The organism is Gordonia sp. NPDC057258, from assembly GCF_042668985.1.
In the GTDB taxonomy this organism is placed as follows: Bacteria; Actinomycetota; Actinomycetes; order Mycobacteriales; family Mycobacteriaceae; genus Gordonia; species Gordonia hongkongensis.
This window is the reverse complement of sequence record NZ_JBHUXZ010000033.1, coordinates 1-16,116: the sequence shown is the minus strand read 5'-3', so window position 1 is coordinate 16,116 and position 16,116 is coordinate 1. Positions and strand designations below refer to the sequence as shown.

Below are 16,116 nucleotides of genomic sequence, written 5' to 3'. Positions count from 1 at the left end.
TCAGTCCGAGAACGACGGAGGTCCTCCCGCCGGCCGCTTCACCTGTGCGAATGCCGAGACGCCCGCGAGCGTCACCAGAGACGAGAAAAGTGCGTCCGCTTCGTCACCGGTCGGGATGTCGGAGAGGACGGGACCGAAGAAATGGTTGCCGTCGATCCCGGTGATGGGGCTGCCGCCGGCCTCGCCCAGCGCATCCTGACTGCGTCGATGCGACGCGCGCAGGGCGTCGTCGAACGACTCGTCGTCCATTGCCGCCGACAGCTCCGCGGGGAGGCCGGCCTCGGTGAGGATTCCCGAGACCACCTCGGGCGTCGTCTCGTCGCCCGCGCGATGAACTCGGCGGCCGGTCGCGGTGTAGAGGGCTCCGATCCCTTCCGGACCGCTCTCGTCGATGGCGGCCATGAACACACGACCGAGCTGTCGCGAGGTGACGAGCTGTCGGCGCTGCTCGTCGGAATGGGGCTCTTTGTCCTCGTTCAGGATCGCCAGACTCATCACGTGCCAGTCGACGGAGGCGTCGTGCGCGCCCACCTGGTCGACGAGCCATCGCGACGCCGCCCACGCGAAGGGGCACACAGGGTCGAAGTGGAAATCGAAATGTGTCATGTGAACTCCTGTCTGGGAAGGGTCGGACGGCAGGTCAGGGTTGATTCGACAGGGCGTCTATCGCGGCGCGGAGCTTCTGTGCCGCATCACGAGCCACCGGTTCGAGACCGGGCTCACCCGAGACCTGAACCATGACGTCGGGGTCCATCGCCTCGACGAGGGTCTGGTTCGGATCGTCCGGATCGGACCGGACGACGACGTTGCAGGGCAGCAGCAACCCGATCTGCCGCTGGACGCCGAGCGCCCGATGCGCCAGCGGCGGATTGCACGCGCCGAGTATCAGGTACGGCTCCATGTCCTCGTCGAGTTTCGTCTTGAGCGTCGCCTGGACGTCGATCTCGGTGAGGATGCCGAATCCCTGATCGGCGAGCGCGGCTCTGGTCCGTTCGACCGCCTCCGGGAAGGGGTGCGGCAGCGTGGTGGTCAGTGCGAGTGACATCGTGTGTCCTTTCTTGTCGGCCCTCAAGGGGCGTGTACCCGATTCGGGTGAGGTCAATGCTTGAAGCTGATCGACGGGAGGATCCGGCGCAACCAGGATGGTGTCCACCACGCCGCCCGGCCGGTGATGCGTAGCAGCGCCGGCAGGAGGGTGAGGCGAATCAGGACGGCGTCGAGCAGGACTGCCACACCCAGGATGATCCCCATCTCCTTCGGAGGGAGTGGTTGGGCCAGGGCGAAGGTGAAGAAGACGGCGACCATGACCGCAGCTGCGGCGAAGATGATCCGCCCGGAGTGGGCCATGCCGTCGACCTGCGCGGTCGATGGATCCCCGGAGCGTTCGTAGTGTTCTTTGGCGGTGGCGAGGAGGAACACGGTGTAGTCCATCGCGATCGCGAAGATCATGGCGAAGAAGAACACGGGGGCCCAGCCGTCGAGAAATCCCTGAGGTGTGAAGCCCAGCAGGTCTGCCAGGTGCCCGTCCTGGAAGATCAGCTTCGCGACGCCGAAGGCCGCGGCGGTGGACAGCAGGCTCACCACAGTGCCGATGAGTGCGATCAGCGGCGCTTGGAGTGACACCAGCAGCAGGACGAAACCGAGGACGAGAATGACGGCGACGACCAGCGGGAAGTAGTCGTTCAGAGCGTGCTGCAGGTCGAGGTTCTCGGTGGGCGCGCCGCCGACGAGAGCGCCGTCGGGCAATGCGTCACGCAGGTCGTCGACGATTGTGGCCATCTGGCCGGCGGACGGGTCGACGGTCGGAAGAGCCTGCATGAGAACGAGGTCCGAGTCGTCCGCGGCCGGCGTCGCGGGAGTGACCATGGTGATCCCCGGGGACTGCGCCGCGACCGCGGCGGCCTGCTGCGCCTCGTCGGCGGGTGCGACGATTTGCAGCATCCCCGGTGCGCCCTCGCCCATCTGCGACTGCACGAGTTCATAGCCCTGGCGGACGGGCGCGTCGGCCGGGACGACGCCGATGGAGGGCATAGCGACCTTCAACCCGACGACCGGGATCGCGAGCGCGACGAGAACAACCAGGGAGCCGGTGGCGACAGCCCACGGATGGCGCTGCAGGAAGCCGCCCCAGCGTGCGAACACCGGCGATCGGTGCTGCTGGCGGCGCGCGTACGGCAGCGAGACCGCGTTGATCCGGCCACCCAGGGCGCCCAGCGCGGCGGGTAGGAGAGTGAGGGTTGCCGCGAGGACGAAGGCCACCGCGAGCATGATGCCCACCGCCATCGTGCGCACCGCCGGTGCCGGAACCAGCAGCACGGCCGACAGGCTCACCAGAACCGTGATGCCGGACAGCAACACCGCCTTGCCTGCGGTGTCCATCGTCTGCGCCACCGCCGCGCGCATGTCGTCGCCGTGCTCCCGGACCGAGTCGCGGAACCGCGACACCAGGAACAGTGCGTAGTCGATGCCCAGCGCCAGCGCGAACATCATCGCGAAGTTCATGGCCCACACCGAGATCGGGGTGACCTGGTTCAACAACACCAGGCCGCCCGCGGATGCGACGAGACCGGCGATGGTCAGCAACAATGGGAGACCGGCCGCGACGAGCGACCCGAAGGCGAGCACCATGATCGTCAGCGTGACCGGCCATGAGAACAGCTCGGCCTTGATCATCGCGTCGTGATTGGCCTCGTTGAAGTCGCTCCACAGGACCGAGGCACCCGTCGGGTACACCTCGATCCCGTTTCCGGACAGGGCGATCAACGCGTCCTTGTGCTCATCGACAGCGCGCACCATCTCGTCGGTGTCGGCGGCCGCGCCCACTATGACGATCCCGGTGTGGCCGTCCGGGCTGATCGACGTGCCGGGCTGTGGCGGGACGACCTGGGCGAACCGGCTGTCCGTCCCCGCCAGTGCAGCGATCTCGCCGACCACCTCTCGAATCGCGGGACCGTCGACCGTGTCGCGCTCGGAGTGGACGACCACATGGACCGCTGCCGACGAGTTCCCGCCGAAATGTTGCTGAGCCAGCTCGCGGACCTGCACGGACTCCGACCCGTCGGCCTGCCAGCCCGCGCCCGCGAGTGCGGAAAACACCGACGGCGCCGCGGCTCCCAGGACGAGCAGGACGAGGAGCCACATGCCGAACACCCAGCGGGCGTGCGCGGCCATGGCCGCACCCCACCGGCCGAGGCCCCCGGGCGGGGAGCCCGCGGGGTCGGTAGTGGTCGCCTCGTCGGACAGAGGTGTGATCGGCGCCATGGATTTCCTTTCGTATATACCCCTGGGGGTATCCGTCTGGCGGCCAACATACCCATGGGGGTATCTTGACGTCAAGAATTCAGCACCCAACCGGACGTCGGTGGTGCACGACAGCGAGGAGGCCTCGATGGCCGATGACAAGAGGCCCCACGTGGCCGTCGGCGACGATGCGATGAGTGCCGTCCTCAACCGTCTACGCCGAGCGCAGGGGCAGCTCGCCGGCGTGATCGCGATGATCGAGGCCGGGCGTGACTGCAAGGATGTGGTCACCCAGCTCGCCGCGGTGTCCCGCGCGCTCGACCGCGCCGGCTTCAAGATCGTGGCCTCGGGAATGCGGCAGTGCATCGAGACCGTTGACGGTGAGCAACCGCCGTTGACCGAGGCAGAGCTGGAGAAACTCTTCCTCGCACTCGCCTGAGGCGCCGACCGTGGATCTCGTTGGGGACTCCGAATCTGCGGCGTTACTCTGAGAACGGCACTGTCCGGGCGGTAGCGCCCGGAACCACCGAAGTCGAGGATGTTGATGAGCGCACCCACCGCAGAGCAGTCCGTCGCCGAAGGCGGCTCCGGCGCCGAGAAGTCCGACACGGAGAGGGTCGTTCTCGGGCTTGCCCGTGCCGCCAAGTCGGCGTCCCGCTCGCTGAGCGGTCTGACGGCCGCGGGCAAGAACGAGGTCCTGCTCGCCGCGGCCGACGCCATCGAGGCGGCCACCGACACCATCCTCGCCGCGAACGCCGAGGACATCGCACGTGCCGAGGCGGCCGACATCGAGGTGAGCCTGCTCGACCGGCTGCGGCTCGACGCGTCGCGCGTGGCCGGTATCGCCAACGGTCTGCGGCAGGTCGCCGTGCTCCCCGACCCGATCGGTGAGGTGGTTGCGGGGAAGACCCTCCCCAACGGACTGCAGCTGCGCCAGCTGCGCGTGCCCCTGGGGGTCGTGGGCATCGTGTACGAAGCGCGCCCCAACGTCACCGTCGATGCGTTCGGGATCTCCTTCAAGTCCGGGAACGCGGTGCTGCTGCGTGGCTCGTCGTCGGCCGCGGCGTCGAACGCCGAACTCGTGCGCGTGCTGCGGGAGACCCTGTCGGCCAAGGGGGTCAGCGCGGATGCGGTGTCGCTGCTGCCCAGCGACGATCGGTCCAGCGTGACCGCGCTCATCCGGGCGCGCGGACTCGTGGACGTGGTCATCCCCCGTGGCGGCGCGGGCCTCATCGAGGCCGTGGTGTCGAATGCGACGGTCCCGACGATCGAGACCGGCGTCGGCAACTGCCACGTCTACGTCCACGCACTCGCCGACCTCGATGTCGCGGCGCGTGTCATCCTCAACTCCAAGACCCGCCGGCCGAGTGTCTGCAACACCGCGGAGACCGTGCTCATCGACAAGGCCGTCGCGGCCGATGCGCTGCCGCGGATCACCTCGGTGCTGCAGACCCAGGGCGTGGTCATCCACGGCGACGAGCCGGGTATGGAGCCGGCCACCGAGGACGACTGGTCCATGGAATACCTGTCGATGGACATCGCGATGAAGGTGGTCGACGGGCTCGACGCCGCGGTCGCCCACATCGACACCTACGGAACCGGCCACACCGAGGCGATCATCACCACCGACCTGGCGGCCGCCGACGAGTTCACCCGGCGCGTGGATGCCGCCGCCGTCATGGTCAACGCATCGACCGCCTTCACCGACGGCGAGCAGTTCGGCTTCGGCGCCGAGATCGGCATCTCCACCCAGAAGCTCCATGCCCGCGGCCCGATGGGTCTGCCAGAACTGACCTCGACCAAATGGGTGGTCTGGGGCAACGGCCACGTGCGGCCCGCCTGATGAGCGCGACGACCCCGGACGCGGGGACCGCGGGATGCACCGGCTCGGGCCCGGCCGTCGTGCCGTCGTTCGAGGGTGTCGACGACGTCGTCGGTCGCCTTCGCGCGACGGGTTACCTCGCCGACGACGCGACCGCGACCTCGACCTTCCTGGCCGACCGTCTCGGCAAGCCGTTGCTGGTCGAGGGGCCGGCGGGTGTCGGCAAGACCGAACTCGCCCGGTCCATCGCGGCGGCCACGGATGCCGAACTCATCCGCCTGCAGTGCTACGAGGGCATCGACGAGGCCCGCGCGCTGTACGAGTGGAATCACGCCAAGCAGATCCTGCACATCCAGGCGACGGGGGACCGCGCGTGGGATGAGGCCAAGGCCGACATCTTCTCCGACGAGTTCCTCCTGCCGCGGCCGCTGCTCAAGGCGATCTCGCGCGAGGGTGCCACCGTGCTCCTCATCGACGAGGTCGACAAGGCCGACGTCGACATGGAGGGTCTGCTGCTGGAAGTGCTCAGCGATTTCGCGATCACCATCCCGGAGATGGGAACCGTTGCCGCTCAGCGTCGTCCGATCGTCTTGCTGACATCGAACGCGACCCGCGAGCTGTCCGAGGCACTCAAGCGTCGTTGTCTGTACCTCTACATCGACTTCCCGGATGCCGAGCGCGAGAAGGAGATCCTCGCGTCGCGGGTGCCGAACCTGTCGGATTCGCTCAGCGCCGAGCTGGTGCGGATCGTCGGTGTCCTACGCACACTCGACATCCGCAAGAAACCGTCGGTGGCCGAGACGATCGACTGGGCGAACACGCTGTTGGCGCTGGGAGCCGGGGAGAAGGCCACGGCGAAGAGCGGTGGCGGATTCGACGACGGACTCATAGCGCGGACGCTCGGTGTCGTGCTGAAGCACCGGCCGGACCTCAAGACGGCTCTCAAAGAACTCAAGCTGGGCTGATGACGGCTCCGCTCGTCGCGCACCTCACCGATTTCGTCGACGAGTTGCGTCGTCGCGGGATCGTGGTCGGGCCGTCGGCGCTGATCGATGCGGCGAGTGCCATGGAGGTTCTCGACCTTCTCGAACGCCCCCGTCTACGCGAGGGGCTCGCGACGACACTGCTCGTCGATCACGCCCATCGCGGTGTATTCGACCGGGTCTTCGACCTGTGGTTCCCGCTCGGCGCCGGAATGCGCACCGTGACCGAGGATCTCCCGCGCACCCCCGACGGTGAGCTCGATGTCGAGGCGGTCCGGGACGCGCTGGCGGAGATGCTCGCCGACGACGCGTCGGCGAACGACGGCCGGCTCGACCAGGCCATCGCGATGATCGTCGACGAGTTGGGGCGGTACGGATCGACTCGGGGCGAGGCGTTCTCGGCCTATCAGGCCATCACCGCGGTGAGTCCGCAGACACTGATCGCGAAGATCGCGGCGGCCATGGCCGGGGATGGCGACGGGGACGGCGGGCGGGCCGGTACGGAACCGCTCTACCGGCAGGCGGCGCGCCAGAAGGCCAACGATCTGCGTGCGGCGATCGAGCGAGAGACCCAGCGGCGCATGGCCGACCGCAACGGCCGCGAGAAGGTCGGCGCCTATGCGGTGCCCCCGTTACCGGAGAACGTCAACTTCCTGTCGGCGGGTGCCAAAGAACAGGTGGAGATCCGCAAGACCATCGAACCGCTGGCCAGATTGCTGGCCGCGAAGCTCGAGACGAGGCGACGGCGCGCTCACCGCGGCGCGGTCGACGTCCGGAAGACGCTGCGCGCCTCGATGTCCACCGGTGGGGTACCCATCGAACTCAGTCACCGCAAGCCCCGACCGGGGCGGCCCGAACTCATCATCATCTGCGACGTCTCGGGGTCGGTGGCCGGGTTCAGTCAGTTCACGTTGCGCTTGGTGTATGCACTGCGGCAACAGTTCTCGAAGGTGCGGGTGTTCGCCTTCGTCGACACCGTCGACGAGGTGACCGATTACTTCGACCACGGCGAAGAGGATTTCGGTGCGGCGATGCACCACATGATCTCCACCGCGCGGATCTCCACCCGCGACGGTCACTCGGACTACGGCAACATGCTGGCCGGGTTCGTCGCCGACTACGGCGATACGCTGACCCACCGGGGTGCGTTGCTGATCCTGGGGGACGGGCGGAACAACTATCACGATCCGCACGCCGACGCGCTCGCCGAACTGGTGGAACGGGCCCGGCACGCCTACTGGCTCAACCCGGAGGCCAAGCAGCACTGGGGCACGGGTGACTCGGTCGCGACCGATTACGCGGACGTGATCGACATGTTCGAATGCCGGAACGCCACACAACTGGGCACGGTCATCGCCGACCTCCTGCCGATCTGACCAGCGCTGCCGATTCGCACCAGTGCTCGACGCGTAGACTGACCGTCCATGTCACCCGACCGCCCGCGTGCGCGCCGTATCGGCGTGATGGGCGGCACGTTCGACCCGATCCACAACGGGCACCTCGTCGCGGCCAGCGAGGTCGCCCACCGGTTCTCGCTGGACGAGGTGATCTTCGTCCCGACCGGCCGTCCCTGGCAGAAGATCGGCGAGGCGACGACGGTGAGCCCGCCGGAGGACCGCTACCTCATGACGGTCATCGCGACCGCGTCGAATCCGCAGTTCAGCGTCAGTCGTGTCGACATCGACCGCGACGGCGACACCTACACCGTGGACACGCTCCGCGACCTGCGAGCGCTGCTTCCGGAAGCCCAGCTGTACTTCATCACCGGTGCCGACGCGCTGGAATCCATCCTGTCGTGGCAGGACTGGGAGGAGCTGTTCGGCCTCGCCCGATTCGTCGGCGTGAGCCGCCCGGGGTACGAGCTCGACGCCACGCACCTGGCCCACCATCTCGAGGCCATGCCCGCCGACACCCTGCATCTGCTGGAGATCCCGGCGCTGGCGATCTCGTCCACCGAGTGCCGGACGCGCGCGTTGCAGGGTCGGCCCGTCTGGTACCTGGTGCCCGACGGTGTCGTGCAGTACATCGCCAAGCGGAAGCTGTATCGTGCGCCCCGGGCGTCGTCGCCCGGTGTCTCCGCCCCGGCGCTTCCGGGGGCCAACCGCCCCGAGCGGCTCCCGCCCGAGGAAATTCCTCCCGGGGAGTTGCAGGGCGATACCGACGGGTCGGGCCGCGCCCTGGGCGAACAGGCCGTGACCGAATGAGAGGACAAGTGTGACTGCGTCAGCTGAAGCGCTGGAGATGGCCAAGGTGGCCGCCCTGGCCGCGGCCGAGAAGCTCGCCCATGAGGTGACGGTGATCGACGTGTCGGAGCAGTTGGTGATCACCGACGCCTTCGTGATCGCCTCCGCCGACAACGAGCGTCAGGTGAACTCGATCGTCGACGAGGTCGAGGAGAAGCTGCGGGAGGCCGGCCACAAGCCGCTGCGGCGCGAGGGCACGCGCGAAGGTCGTTGGGCACTGCTCGATTACGCCGACATCGTGGTGCACATCCAGCACACCGACGAACGACGCTTCTACGCGCTGGAGAGTCTGTGGAAGGACTGCCCGGTGGTCGAGGTGGACGGGCTGTCGTGAGTGGCGGTCCCGACTCACACGACACCGCCGTCGAACGTCTCACCCCGGTGGTGCGGCGCCTGATCCTGTTGCGGCACGGGCAGACCGAGTACAACGCGGCGAGTCGGATGCAAGGCCAGATCGACACCGACTTGTCCGAACTCGGTGTCCGGCAAGCTGGTTCGGCGGCGGTCGAGCTCGCCAAGCGGCAACCGGTGGTCATCTTATCGTCGGATCTGCGGCGGGCCCGCGACACCGCCGAGGCGCTCGCACAACGAACCGGTCTGCCGGTGACCACCGACGTACGCCTACGGGAGACACACCTCGGTGAGTGGCAGGGTCTGACGCACCTAGACGTCGATGCCGCGATGCCGGGCGCGCGCGCCGTCTGGCGCGATGACGCGACCTGGACGCCGCCGGGTGGGGAGAGCCGCGTCGACGTCGCCCGCCGCTCCACCCCCCTGGTCGACGAGTTGATCGAGCTGTTGCCGGAGTGGGGCGTCGGCGACAACCCGGAGGCGCCGGTGGTGCTGGTGGCCCACGGGGGAGTGATCGCGGCGATGACCGCGGCGCTGCTCGGGCTGCCGGTCGAGAACTGGCCCGTCTTCGGGGGGCTCGCGAACACGAGTTGGGTGCAGCTGTCGGGGCACGGCATGCCCGGCGAACTGCCGCGGTGGCGCCTGGACGTGTGGAACGCGTCCGCCGAGGACTCCGACCCGGCGGTGCAGTGAGCGACGTCCGCCGATGACCGAGGCCGCCGGACCCGGTCCATCCGCTGCCGATGCGCGGGAGCGATGTGTGCTGGTGTTGTCCGACTCGCTCGCGTACTACGGTCCGCAGGGCGGTCTGCCCGCGGATGACCCTCGGATCTGGCCGATGCTCGTGGGCGCTGCGACGCGTTCGGAGGTGCGGCTGTTCGGCCGGATCGGGTGGACGAGCCGGGACGTCTGGTGGGCCCTCACCCAGGACCCGAACATCTGGGCCACCGTGCCCCGCGCCGACGTCGTCGTGCTCGCATTCGGAGGGATGGACACTCTGCCCTCGCCGCTTCCGACGGCTTTCCGGGAGCAGATCCGCTACATCAGGCCGAACGGGTTGCGGCAGCGAATACGCGCGGCCTATGCGTGGATACAACCGCGGGGGTCGCACCTCGGATGGCCGCTCGCGCTGCCGCCGCACGTCACGATCGAGTACCTGGAGAAGATCCGCGCGGCGCTCGCCCAGTTGCGTCCGGACCTCCCGATCGTCGTGTGCCTGCCGCCCACCCACCGCAGCCCGTATTACGGCAACGTCCATGCCGGGCGGATCCCGACGACCGCGGCGATGTCGCGATGGGCGTCGAGCCACGGCCTACCGAGTGTCGACTTCTACCCGGTCACCCGGGACGCCTTCGACGACGACACCGCCGAGATGAATCCCGACGGAATCCACTGGGGTTTCTCGTGCCATCGGGGCATCGCCGACGTTGTCGCCCCGGTCGTCGACGCCGTCCGGCGGCGCGCGAACCGCGACGCCGGGGGCCCGACCCCGACGCCCGTGGAGGCCCGGCGCGTGAACCCGTTAACGTAGACGCGTGCCTGTCGTCGTCGTCACAGACTCCTCGTCCCGACTGCCGCGGTCGGTGACCGAGCACTACGGGATACGGCAGGTCCCATTGCACCTCGCCGTCGGCGACGAGGACTACCGCGAAGGTGTCGACGACATCCCGGCCGACATCGTGACGACGCCGGGCGTGACCACCTCCGGCGCCAACCCCAACGATCTCTCCGAACATTTCGAGTCCGCGCTCGAGGCGAGTCAGGGTGCCGGCGTCGTCGCCGTCCACATGTCGCGCCGGTTGTCGGGGACCTGGAGTTCGGCGCGGATGGCTGCGGAGAAGTTCTCCGGGCAGGTTCGGGTCGTCGATTCCCGATCTGTCGGTCTCGCAGTCGGTTTCACCGCCGTCGCGGCCGCCCAGGCCGCCGCCGGGGGAGCCGACCGGGACCGCGTGTACGAGTCCGCCATCCGACAGGCAGCGACCGTCGACTCGCTGCTGTGTGTGCAGCAGCTCGACAATCTGCGCAACAGTGGCCGGATCAGCGCCGCGGGCAAGCTCTTCGGATCGGCGCTGTCCATCAAACCGATCCTGCACATGGTCGACGGGACCCTGACGCTGAAGGAACGTCATCGCACGTTCTCCAAGGCGCTGGACAAGATGGTCGACGCCGCCGCCGACTCCGCGGGCGGGCGCGCGGTCACGGTCGGCATCCAGCACTGTCAGAGCCCGGACGTCGCCGAGGAACTGCGCGCGGCCGTCCACGCCAAGCTGCGGGTGGTGACCTCCGAGCTGACCGTTGATCTCGGTCCCATCCTCGGCGCCCACGTCGGCCCCGGCGCGGTGGGCGTCGTGATCGCCGCGCACCTCGAACCGATCGAGGGTCTCGGCGAGTCCTAGCGGTCCGGCGCGCCGGGCTCGGCGCCATCCACAGCTCGCGCTGACCGTCCACAGATCGCGGGTTCTGCGGTTCGCGTGCGGAGCAGCGGCGGCTGTGCGACCTAGCGTGTGGCGTCATGAGCGCATCAGGACGGCGGAACCCGCTGGACCGGCTGGCGCCGGTGGCCGATCTGCCGGACCGACGGGACGGTACGGCAGGCATCGACCCCGTGTCGCCGCCGCTCGCGCCGGACATCGACGACCGGCTCGGCCCCGTCGAGGAACCCGAGCATCCCGGGTGGGGGATCGGCGGGATGCCGACGTGGCTTGACACGCCGGCGCGAACCCAGCGGCGACGGTCGGACGCCGACGGCGGCGACAGTGTCGGCGGCGACGGTGCCGAGGATGACGATGACTTCGACGACGATCCCATCCCTCGGCGGCGCTTCGCGGTCGCGCCACCGGCAGCTCTCGCGCTGATCGCGGTCGGTGTCGTCGTCTGTGCCGTCGCGGCCTTCGGACTGTTCCGCGGGTCGGGGTCGGCGCCGGTCGTGGATTTCGGTGCGGTGGCCGGCACCTCGTCGATGTCGGACCCGTCGACGCCGCCGGCCGTGCCGACCGAATCGATCCCGGCGCAGATGGTGGTCAGTGTCGTCGGTTTGGTGCACACGCCGGGTCTGGTGCAACTCACGCCCGGGGCGCGGGTCGCCGACGCGATCGACCGGGCGGGAGGTGCGCGCAAGAACGCGGATCTGCTGTCGCTGAACCTCGCGCAGGTCCTCCGGGACGGCGATCAGATCCTCGTCGGCTACGCGGGCGGGCAGGGCGAGATGTCGCTGCGCAGCGCCGTCGTCGGGGCTTCCGGCGCGCCGCCCGCACCCGCGGGTGCACCCCCGGCAGATGCAGGGGCGCCCGCCGGCGGTTCGGGTGGTCCGCCGGCCACCGGCGGACTCGTGAACCTCAACACCGCCACCGAGGCCGACCTCGACGAGTTGCCCGGGGTGGGGCCGGTGACCGCGAAGGCCATCCTGTCGTGGAGGGATCGCAACGGGCGCTTCAGCTCCGTGGACCAGCTCGCCGAGGTCGACGGGATCGGTCCGGCACGCCTGGCCAGACTGCGCGATCTCGTGACGGTCTGACGGGTGGACTACCGCCTGCTGGTACCGGCGGTGGCGGTGTGGTCGGTGACGGCGTTCGGGCTGGTGATGCCGCCCGGGTACACGCTCGGGCTGGCGATCTGTTCGGGCGCGGTGGCCTCGGTCGGCACGCTGGTCTGTGCCGGCGGCCGGTTCGGATGGGACGCGGTCGGTTTGATCATCGTCGTGGCCGGACTCGCCGCGGTGTGCGCGACTTCCTTGGCGATCCGGCAGGAGGTCCGCTCCGATCACCCGCTGGCCGCGTCGACCGGGAAGTCGACGGTCGTACTTACCGTGCGTGGGGACCCGGTGGTTGTCGGGCCCTCGTCGGCCGGACGCGTCCGTCTGCGCGTCGACGTGGAACAGGTTGGTTCGCATCGTGTTCCGACGGCTTCCGCCGACCTGATGGGGGATCTCGGGGAGTGGTCGGGACTGTTGCCCGGGCAACGGGTGCTCACGGTCGCGCGGGTGCGGCCGCCGCCCGAGCACTCGCTGCTGGTGGCGACCCTGACTGCGCAGCAGCCCCGGGTCGTCGGCTCGCCGCCCGCCCACCAGCAGGTGGCCGGTGCGATCCGGGAACGGTTGCAGGTGTTGGCCGCGCGGGCGCTCGACGAGGACGCGGCCGGACTCCTGCCCGGCCTCGTGCTCGGCGACGAGAGCTCCCTCGACGACGGCCTGCGGGACGATTTCCGCGACGCCGGCCTGAGCCATCTGACCGCGGTGAGCGGCAGCAATTTCGCGATCGTCTGCGGGGCAGCGCTTCTCGTGGTTCGCAGTGCGGGTGTGCCACCGCGGGCGGCCGCGGTCGTCGGGCTGGTGGTGATCCTGGCATTCGTGGTGCTCGTCCGGCCGTCGCCTAGTGTCGTGCGTGCCGCGTTGATGGGAGCGGTGGGTGTGTTGGCGCTCTTCGCCTCTCGTCGGGCGCAGGCGTTCCCGGCGCTCGGTGCGGCGGTCGTCGGCGGACTCCTGTGGTGGCCCGAGCTGGCGCTGCAACCGGGGTTCGCCTTGTCGGTGGCCGCCACCGCCGCCATCGTGCTGTGGGCCCCACGATTCCGTGACCGGTTGCGCGAGTGGCGTTGTCCGCCCGGTGTCGCCGAGGTGATCGCGATGGCGGTCACCGCGCAGGTGGTGACGGCGCCGATCGTGGTCGTGGTGACCGGCACGTTCTCGGTGGTGGGAATCGTTGCGAACCTTCTGGTCGCCCCGGTGGTCGCGGTGATCAGCGTGGTCGGCACCCTCGCCGCACTCATCGGCGCGATCGGGCCGCCCGACGGCGTCGGCGCGCTCGTGGGTGAACTGCTGGTGCGCGCCCTCGCCCCCGAACTGTGGTGGATGGTCGTGTGCGCGCGCACCCTCGGCGGCGTGGGCTGGGCGAGTGTGGAGGTGCCCTCGCCGTTCGGATGAGGCTGCCCGCAGTCAGACCTCGCGGTCGGCCAGCTCGCCCGCGGTGCGGTTCCACACCATGTAGCCGACGCCGACGGCGGCGAACCAGACCGCCCCGACGATCAGTGCGATCCGACCGTCGCGGTCGAAGAACAGCAGGACGAAGACGAGCGCGAGGAAGGCGAGGGCGAGCCACGTGGTGATCGGGGCGCCGGGGACCCGGTAGTCCGAACGCGGCAGTTCGCCGCGCGCGACCTTCCGGCGGTAGGCCATCTGGCACAGCAGGATAGTCGACCAGATGACGATGATCCCGACCGTCGACACCGCGGTGATGTAGGCGAAGGCGTGTGCGGGATCGATGACGTTCACCACCACGCCGATCGCCATGACGGCGGCACTCAGCGTGATGCCGACGGCCGGGACCTTGCGGTTCGAGAGTCGGGTCAGCTGCCGCGGGGCGTCGCCGGTGTGGGCGAGGGAGCGCAGCATGCGCCCGGTCGAGTAGATGCCCGAGTTGCACGACGAGAGGGCAGCGGTGAGCAAGATGAAGTTGACGATGCCCGCGGCGCCGGGGATGCCGATGTAGGAGAAGACCGAGACGAAGGGGCTCTCGCCGGCCTGGAAGTCCGTCCAGCTGCGGACCGAGAGGATCACCAGCAGCGAGCCGACATAAAAGATCCCGATGCGGAACGGAACGGTGTTGATCGCCTTGCGCAGCGTGACGCGCGGGTTCTGTGCCTCTCCCGCGGTCACGCCGACGAGCTCGACGCCGACATAGGCGAACATGACGATCTGCAGGCTCAGCATCGCGTTGCTGAAGCCGGTCGCGAAGAAGCCGCCGTCGTTCCACAGGTTCGTCACCGACGGACCGGTCTCGGGCCCCAGCCCGGCGATCGGGAGCAGCACACCGATGCCGACGATGATCATGCCGAGGATGGCGGTGACCTTGATGGCGGAGAACCAGAACTCCGCGCGTCCGAACACCCCGACGGAGATCAGGTTCGCGCCGAACAGCACGATGAGCGCGATGAGGGCGGTGACCCACACCGGCACCGAGGGCCACCAGTAGTTGATGTACTTGCCCGCCACGGTGATCTCGGCCATGCACGTCGTCGTCCACACGGCCCAATAGGTCCACCCCTGGCTGAAACCGGCGAACCGTCCGAGGAACTCGTCGGCGTACTCGCTGATGCCACCGGAGATCGGCCGGTAGATGAGGAGTTCGCCGAGAGCGCGCATGACGATGAAGATCGCGAGGCCGGCGAGCGCGTACGCCAGGATGAGTGCCGGTCCCGCCTTCTCGATCGCGCCACCCGCGCCGTAGAAGAGGCCGGTGCCGATCGCGCCGCCGATGGCGATCATCTGCACGGTGCGGGCGGTGAGCCCGCGTTGGTATCCCTCGTCGGTGTCGGCACCCGTGTCGGTGCCGGGATGCTCGACAGTCACGCGGGCAACTCCTCCGAATGTCGGTGGGCCGATGGCAGAAGCTCACCGTAACGGCCCGCGATCGACCGGATTCACTTGCCCACAGGACCCGTCCACTTTGTCGTATTCGGTTGGCCGGGCGGCGGTCCGGTGATCGTGTCGGCGCCGTCTGGCACCATTGTCGCCGTGACCGATCGCCTGCACCTGCTGCTCGGAGACGACGACTTCCTCACCGGCCGGGTGATCTCGGCCGTGGTCGACGCCGCGTCGAAAGCGGCAGGTACCCCGGTGCCGGTGACCCGGGTACGTGCCGGCGACGTGAGCGAACACGAACTCGCGGAGTTGCTCAGTCCGTCGCTGTTCGCCGAAGAGCGGATCGTCGTCGTCGAGGCCGCCGCCGACGCGGGCAAGGAGCCGGCCGCGCTCATCGCCGCGACCGCGTCGTCGCTGCCCGAGGGCATCACGCTGATGGTGATCCATCACGGCGGGGGCCGGGCGAAGTCGATGGTCCCCGCGTTGAAGAAGGCCGGGGCCGTCGAGCACGAGACGACCGCCCCGAAGTGGCCGTCGGAGCGAATGACTTTCGTGCGCAACGAGTTCCGTTCGCTGGGCGTAAAGGTCGGCGCCGATGTCGTCGAGCAGGTGGTCGAGGGCGTCGGATCGGAACTGCGCGAGCTGGCCGCCGCGTGCGCGCAACTCGTGGCCGACACCGGCGGCAAGGTCGACCGCGACACCGTGCGCCTGTACTACCAGGGCCGTCCCGAGGTGACCGGATTCGAGGTGGCCGACCGGGCGGTGACGGGCGACCGTGCCGGCGCGCTGGAATCCCTGGCCTGGGCGCTGCACCACGGCGTGCCGCGGGTGCTGCTTGCCGACGCCCTCGCCGAGGCCGTCCACGCCATCGCTCGCATCCGACCCATGGGGTCGATCAACCACTTCGATGCGGCCCGCGAACTCGGCATGCCGCCCAACCGGGTCAAGAACGTGCAGGCGAAGGCCAAGGCGTGGGACGCGGAGTCGATCGCGCGGGCGGTCGGCGTGGTCGCGGCGCTCAACGCGGATGTGAAGGGGCAGGCCGCCGACCCCGATTACAGCCTCACCCACGCCGTCGCCACGGTCGCCGACCTCCGGCCGGACGGGCGTCGGCGGAGCTGACGC

General features: G+C 69.2%; 16 protein-coding genes. 12 read left to right on the top strand and 4 right to left on the bottom strand.

Translation table 11 applies throughout. The features are described 5' to 3' along the window. From ACFUEJ_RS19265 to ACFUEJ_RS19255, 3 genes are read right to left on the bottom strand one after another with little or no spacing between them, the layout of a single operon-like run. Nucleotides 1-606, bottom strand: a complete 606-nt coding sequence (locus ACFUEJ_RS19265) for a hypothetical protein (protein ID WP_288814920.1) — start codon at nt 604-606, stop codon at nt 1-3. A gap of 34 nt (nt 607-640) precedes the next feature. Beyond that, complete coding sequence (locus tag ACFUEJ_RS19260) at nt 641-1,045, bottom strand: DUF302 domain-containing protein (RefSeq protein ID WP_288814919.1); 405 nt, start codon at nt 1,043-1,045, stop codon at nt 641-643. A gap of 53 nt (nt 1,046-1,098) precedes the next feature. Next, complete coding sequence (locus ACFUEJ_RS19255) at nt 1,099-3,261, bottom strand: MMPL family transporter (RefSeq protein ID WP_288814918.1); 2,163 nt, start codon at nt 3,259-3,261, stop codon at nt 1,099-1,101. A 127-nt stretch (nt 3,262-3,388) separates the two neighbouring features. On the opposite strand from ACFUEJ_RS19255, the gene ACFUEJ_RS19250 reads away from it, so the two are divergent. The 11 genes from ACFUEJ_RS19250 to ACFUEJ_RS19200 all read left to right on the top strand — a co-directional run bounded on the left by ACFUEJ_RS19250 (nt 3,389) and on the right by ACFUEJ_RS19200 (nt 13,554). Further along, nucleotides 3,389-3,679 carry a metal-sensitive transcriptional regulator gene (locus ACFUEJ_RS19250; protein ID WP_197414683.1) on the top strand — a complete coding sequence of 97 codons (291 nt, stop codon included), beginning with the start codon at nt 3,389-3,391 and terminating at the stop codon, nt 3,677-3,679. 105 nt (nt 3,680-3,784) lie between these two features. Further along, nucleotides 3,785-5,083 (top strand): glutamate-5-semialdehyde dehydrogenase, encoded by a 1,299-nt coding sequence (locus ACFUEJ_RS19245; RefSeq protein WP_288814913.1) that lies wholly within the window; start codon nt 3,785-3,787, stop codon nt 5,081-5,083. Then, complete coding sequence (locus tag ACFUEJ_RS19240; protein WP_288814910.1) at nt 5,083-6,027, top strand: MoxR family ATPase; 945 nt, start codon at nt 5,083-5,085, stop codon at nt 6,025-6,027. Before ACFUEJ_RS19245 ends, ACFUEJ_RS19240 begins: the two co-directional genes overlap by 1 nt. Further along, on the top strand, nt 6,027-7,421 hold the full coding sequence (locus ACFUEJ_RS19235) for a VWA domain-containing protein (protein WP_078112911.1): 1,395 nt from the start codon (nt 6,027-6,029) through the stop codon (nt 7,419-7,421). Before ACFUEJ_RS19240 ends, ACFUEJ_RS19235 begins: the two co-directional genes overlap by 1 nt. Nucleotides 7,422-7,469: 48 nt before the next feature. Then, the gene (nadD, locus tag ACFUEJ_RS19230; protein WP_058252105.1) at nt 7,470-8,249 is read left to right on the top strand and encodes a nicotinate-nucleotide adenylyltransferase; all 780 of its coding nucleotides are present in this window, start codon (nt 7,470-7,472) and stop codon (nt 8,247-8,249) included. Nucleotides 8,250-8,259: 10 nt separating this feature from the next. Continuing rightward, nucleotides 8,260-8,622: a ribosome silencing factor gene (rsfS, locus tag ACFUEJ_RS19225; protein ID WP_004023080.1), complete on the top strand. Its 363-nt coding sequence runs from the start codon at nt 8,260-8,262 to the stop codon at nt 8,620-8,622. Further along, the gene (locus ACFUEJ_RS19220; protein WP_205333487.1) at nt 8,619-9,332 is read left to right on the top strand and encodes a histidine phosphatase family protein; all 714 of its coding nucleotides are present in this window, start codon (nt 8,619-8,621) and stop codon (nt 9,330-9,332) included. Before rsfS ends, ACFUEJ_RS19220 begins: the two co-directional genes overlap by 4 nt. 13 nt (nt 9,333-9,345) lie before the next feature. Then, on the top strand, nt 9,346-10,170 hold the full coding sequence (gene octT, locus ACFUEJ_RS19215; RefSeq protein ID WP_205333488.1) for a diglucosylglycerate octanoyltransferase: 825 nt from the start codon (nt 9,346-9,348) through the stop codon (nt 10,168-10,170). Nucleotides 10,171-10,174: 4 nt separating this feature from the next. After that, nucleotides 10,175-11,035, top strand: coding sequence for a DegV family protein (locus tag ACFUEJ_RS19210; RefSeq protein WP_205333489.1), 861 nt, complete (start codon nt 10,175-10,177; stop codon nt 11,033-11,035). A gap of 116 nt (nt 11,036-11,151) precedes the next feature. Continuing rightward, nucleotides 11,152-12,153, top strand: coding sequence for a ComEA family DNA-binding protein (locus ACFUEJ_RS19205; RefSeq protein WP_205333490.1), 1,002 nt, complete (start codon nt 11,152-11,154; stop codon nt 12,151-12,153). A 3-nt stretch (nt 12,154-12,156) separates the two neighbouring features. Further along, the gene (locus tag ACFUEJ_RS19200; protein ID WP_288813996.1) at nt 12,157-13,554 is read left to right on the top strand and encodes a ComEC/Rec2 family competence protein; all 1,398 of its coding nucleotides are present in this window, start codon (nt 12,157-12,159) and stop codon (nt 13,552-13,554) included. A gap of 12 nt (nt 13,555-13,566) precedes the next feature. Here the strand turns inward: ACFUEJ_RS19200 and ACFUEJ_RS19195 are convergent, their stop codons facing one another. Further along, entirely contained in the window at nt 13,567-14,979 is a 1,413-nt protein-coding gene (locus ACFUEJ_RS19195; RefSeq protein WP_165629845.1) for an amino acid permease, read from the bottom strand. Nucleotides 14,980-15,144: 165 nt separating this feature from the next. On the opposite strand from ACFUEJ_RS19195, the gene holA reads away from it, so the two are divergent. Then, on the top strand, nt 15,145-16,113 hold the full coding sequence (holA, locus tag ACFUEJ_RS19190) for a DNA polymerase III subunit delta (RefSeq protein WP_068970238.1): 969 nt from the start codon (nt 15,145-15,147) through the stop codon (nt 16,111-16,113). Nucleotides 16,114-16,116: the final 3 nt, after the last annotated feature.

What these genes read in the sequence shown, in the direction of transcription:
- ACFUEJ_RS19265 (WP_288814920.1), bottom strand. Translation starts at nt 606, where the DNA reads ATGACACATTTCGATTTCCACTTCGACCCTGTGTGCCCCTTCGCGTGG.
- ACFUEJ_RS19260 (WP_288814919.1), bottom strand. Translation starts at nt 1,045, where the DNA reads ATGTCACTCGCACTGACCACCACGCTGCCGCACCCCTTCCCGGAGGCG.
- ACFUEJ_RS19255 (WP_288814918.1), bottom strand. Translation starts at nt 3,261, where the DNA reads ATGGCGCCGATCACACCTCTGTCCGACGAGGCGACCACTACCGACCCC.
- ACFUEJ_RS19250 (WP_197414683.1), top strand. Translation starts at nt 3,389, where the DNA reads ATGGCCGATGACAAGAGGCCCCACGTGGCCGTCGGCGACGATGCGATG.
- ACFUEJ_RS19245 (WP_288814913.1), top strand. Translation starts at nt 3,785, where the DNA reads ATGAGCGCACCCACCGCAGAGCAGTCCGTCGCCGAAGGCGGCTCCGGC.
- ACFUEJ_RS19240 (WP_288814910.1), top strand. Translation starts at nt 5,083, where the DNA reads ATGAGCGCGACGACCCCGGACGCGGGGACCGCGGGATGCACCGGCTCG.
- ACFUEJ_RS19235 (WP_078112911.1), top strand. Translation starts at nt 6,027, where the DNA reads ATGACGGCTCCGCTCGTCGCGCACCTCACCGATTTCGTCGACGAGTTG.
- nadD (WP_058252105.1), top strand. Translation starts at nt 7,470, where the DNA reads ATGTCACCCGACCGCCCGCGTGCGCGCCGTATCGGCGTGATGGGCGGC.
- octT (WP_205333488.1), top strand. Translation starts at nt 9,346, where the DNA reads ATGACCGAGGCCGCCGGACCCGGTCCATCCGCTGCCGATGCGCGGGAG.
- ACFUEJ_RS19205 (WP_205333490.1), top strand. Translation starts at nt 11,152, where the DNA reads ATGAGCGCATCAGGACGGCGGAACCCGCTGGACCGGCTGGCGCCGGTG.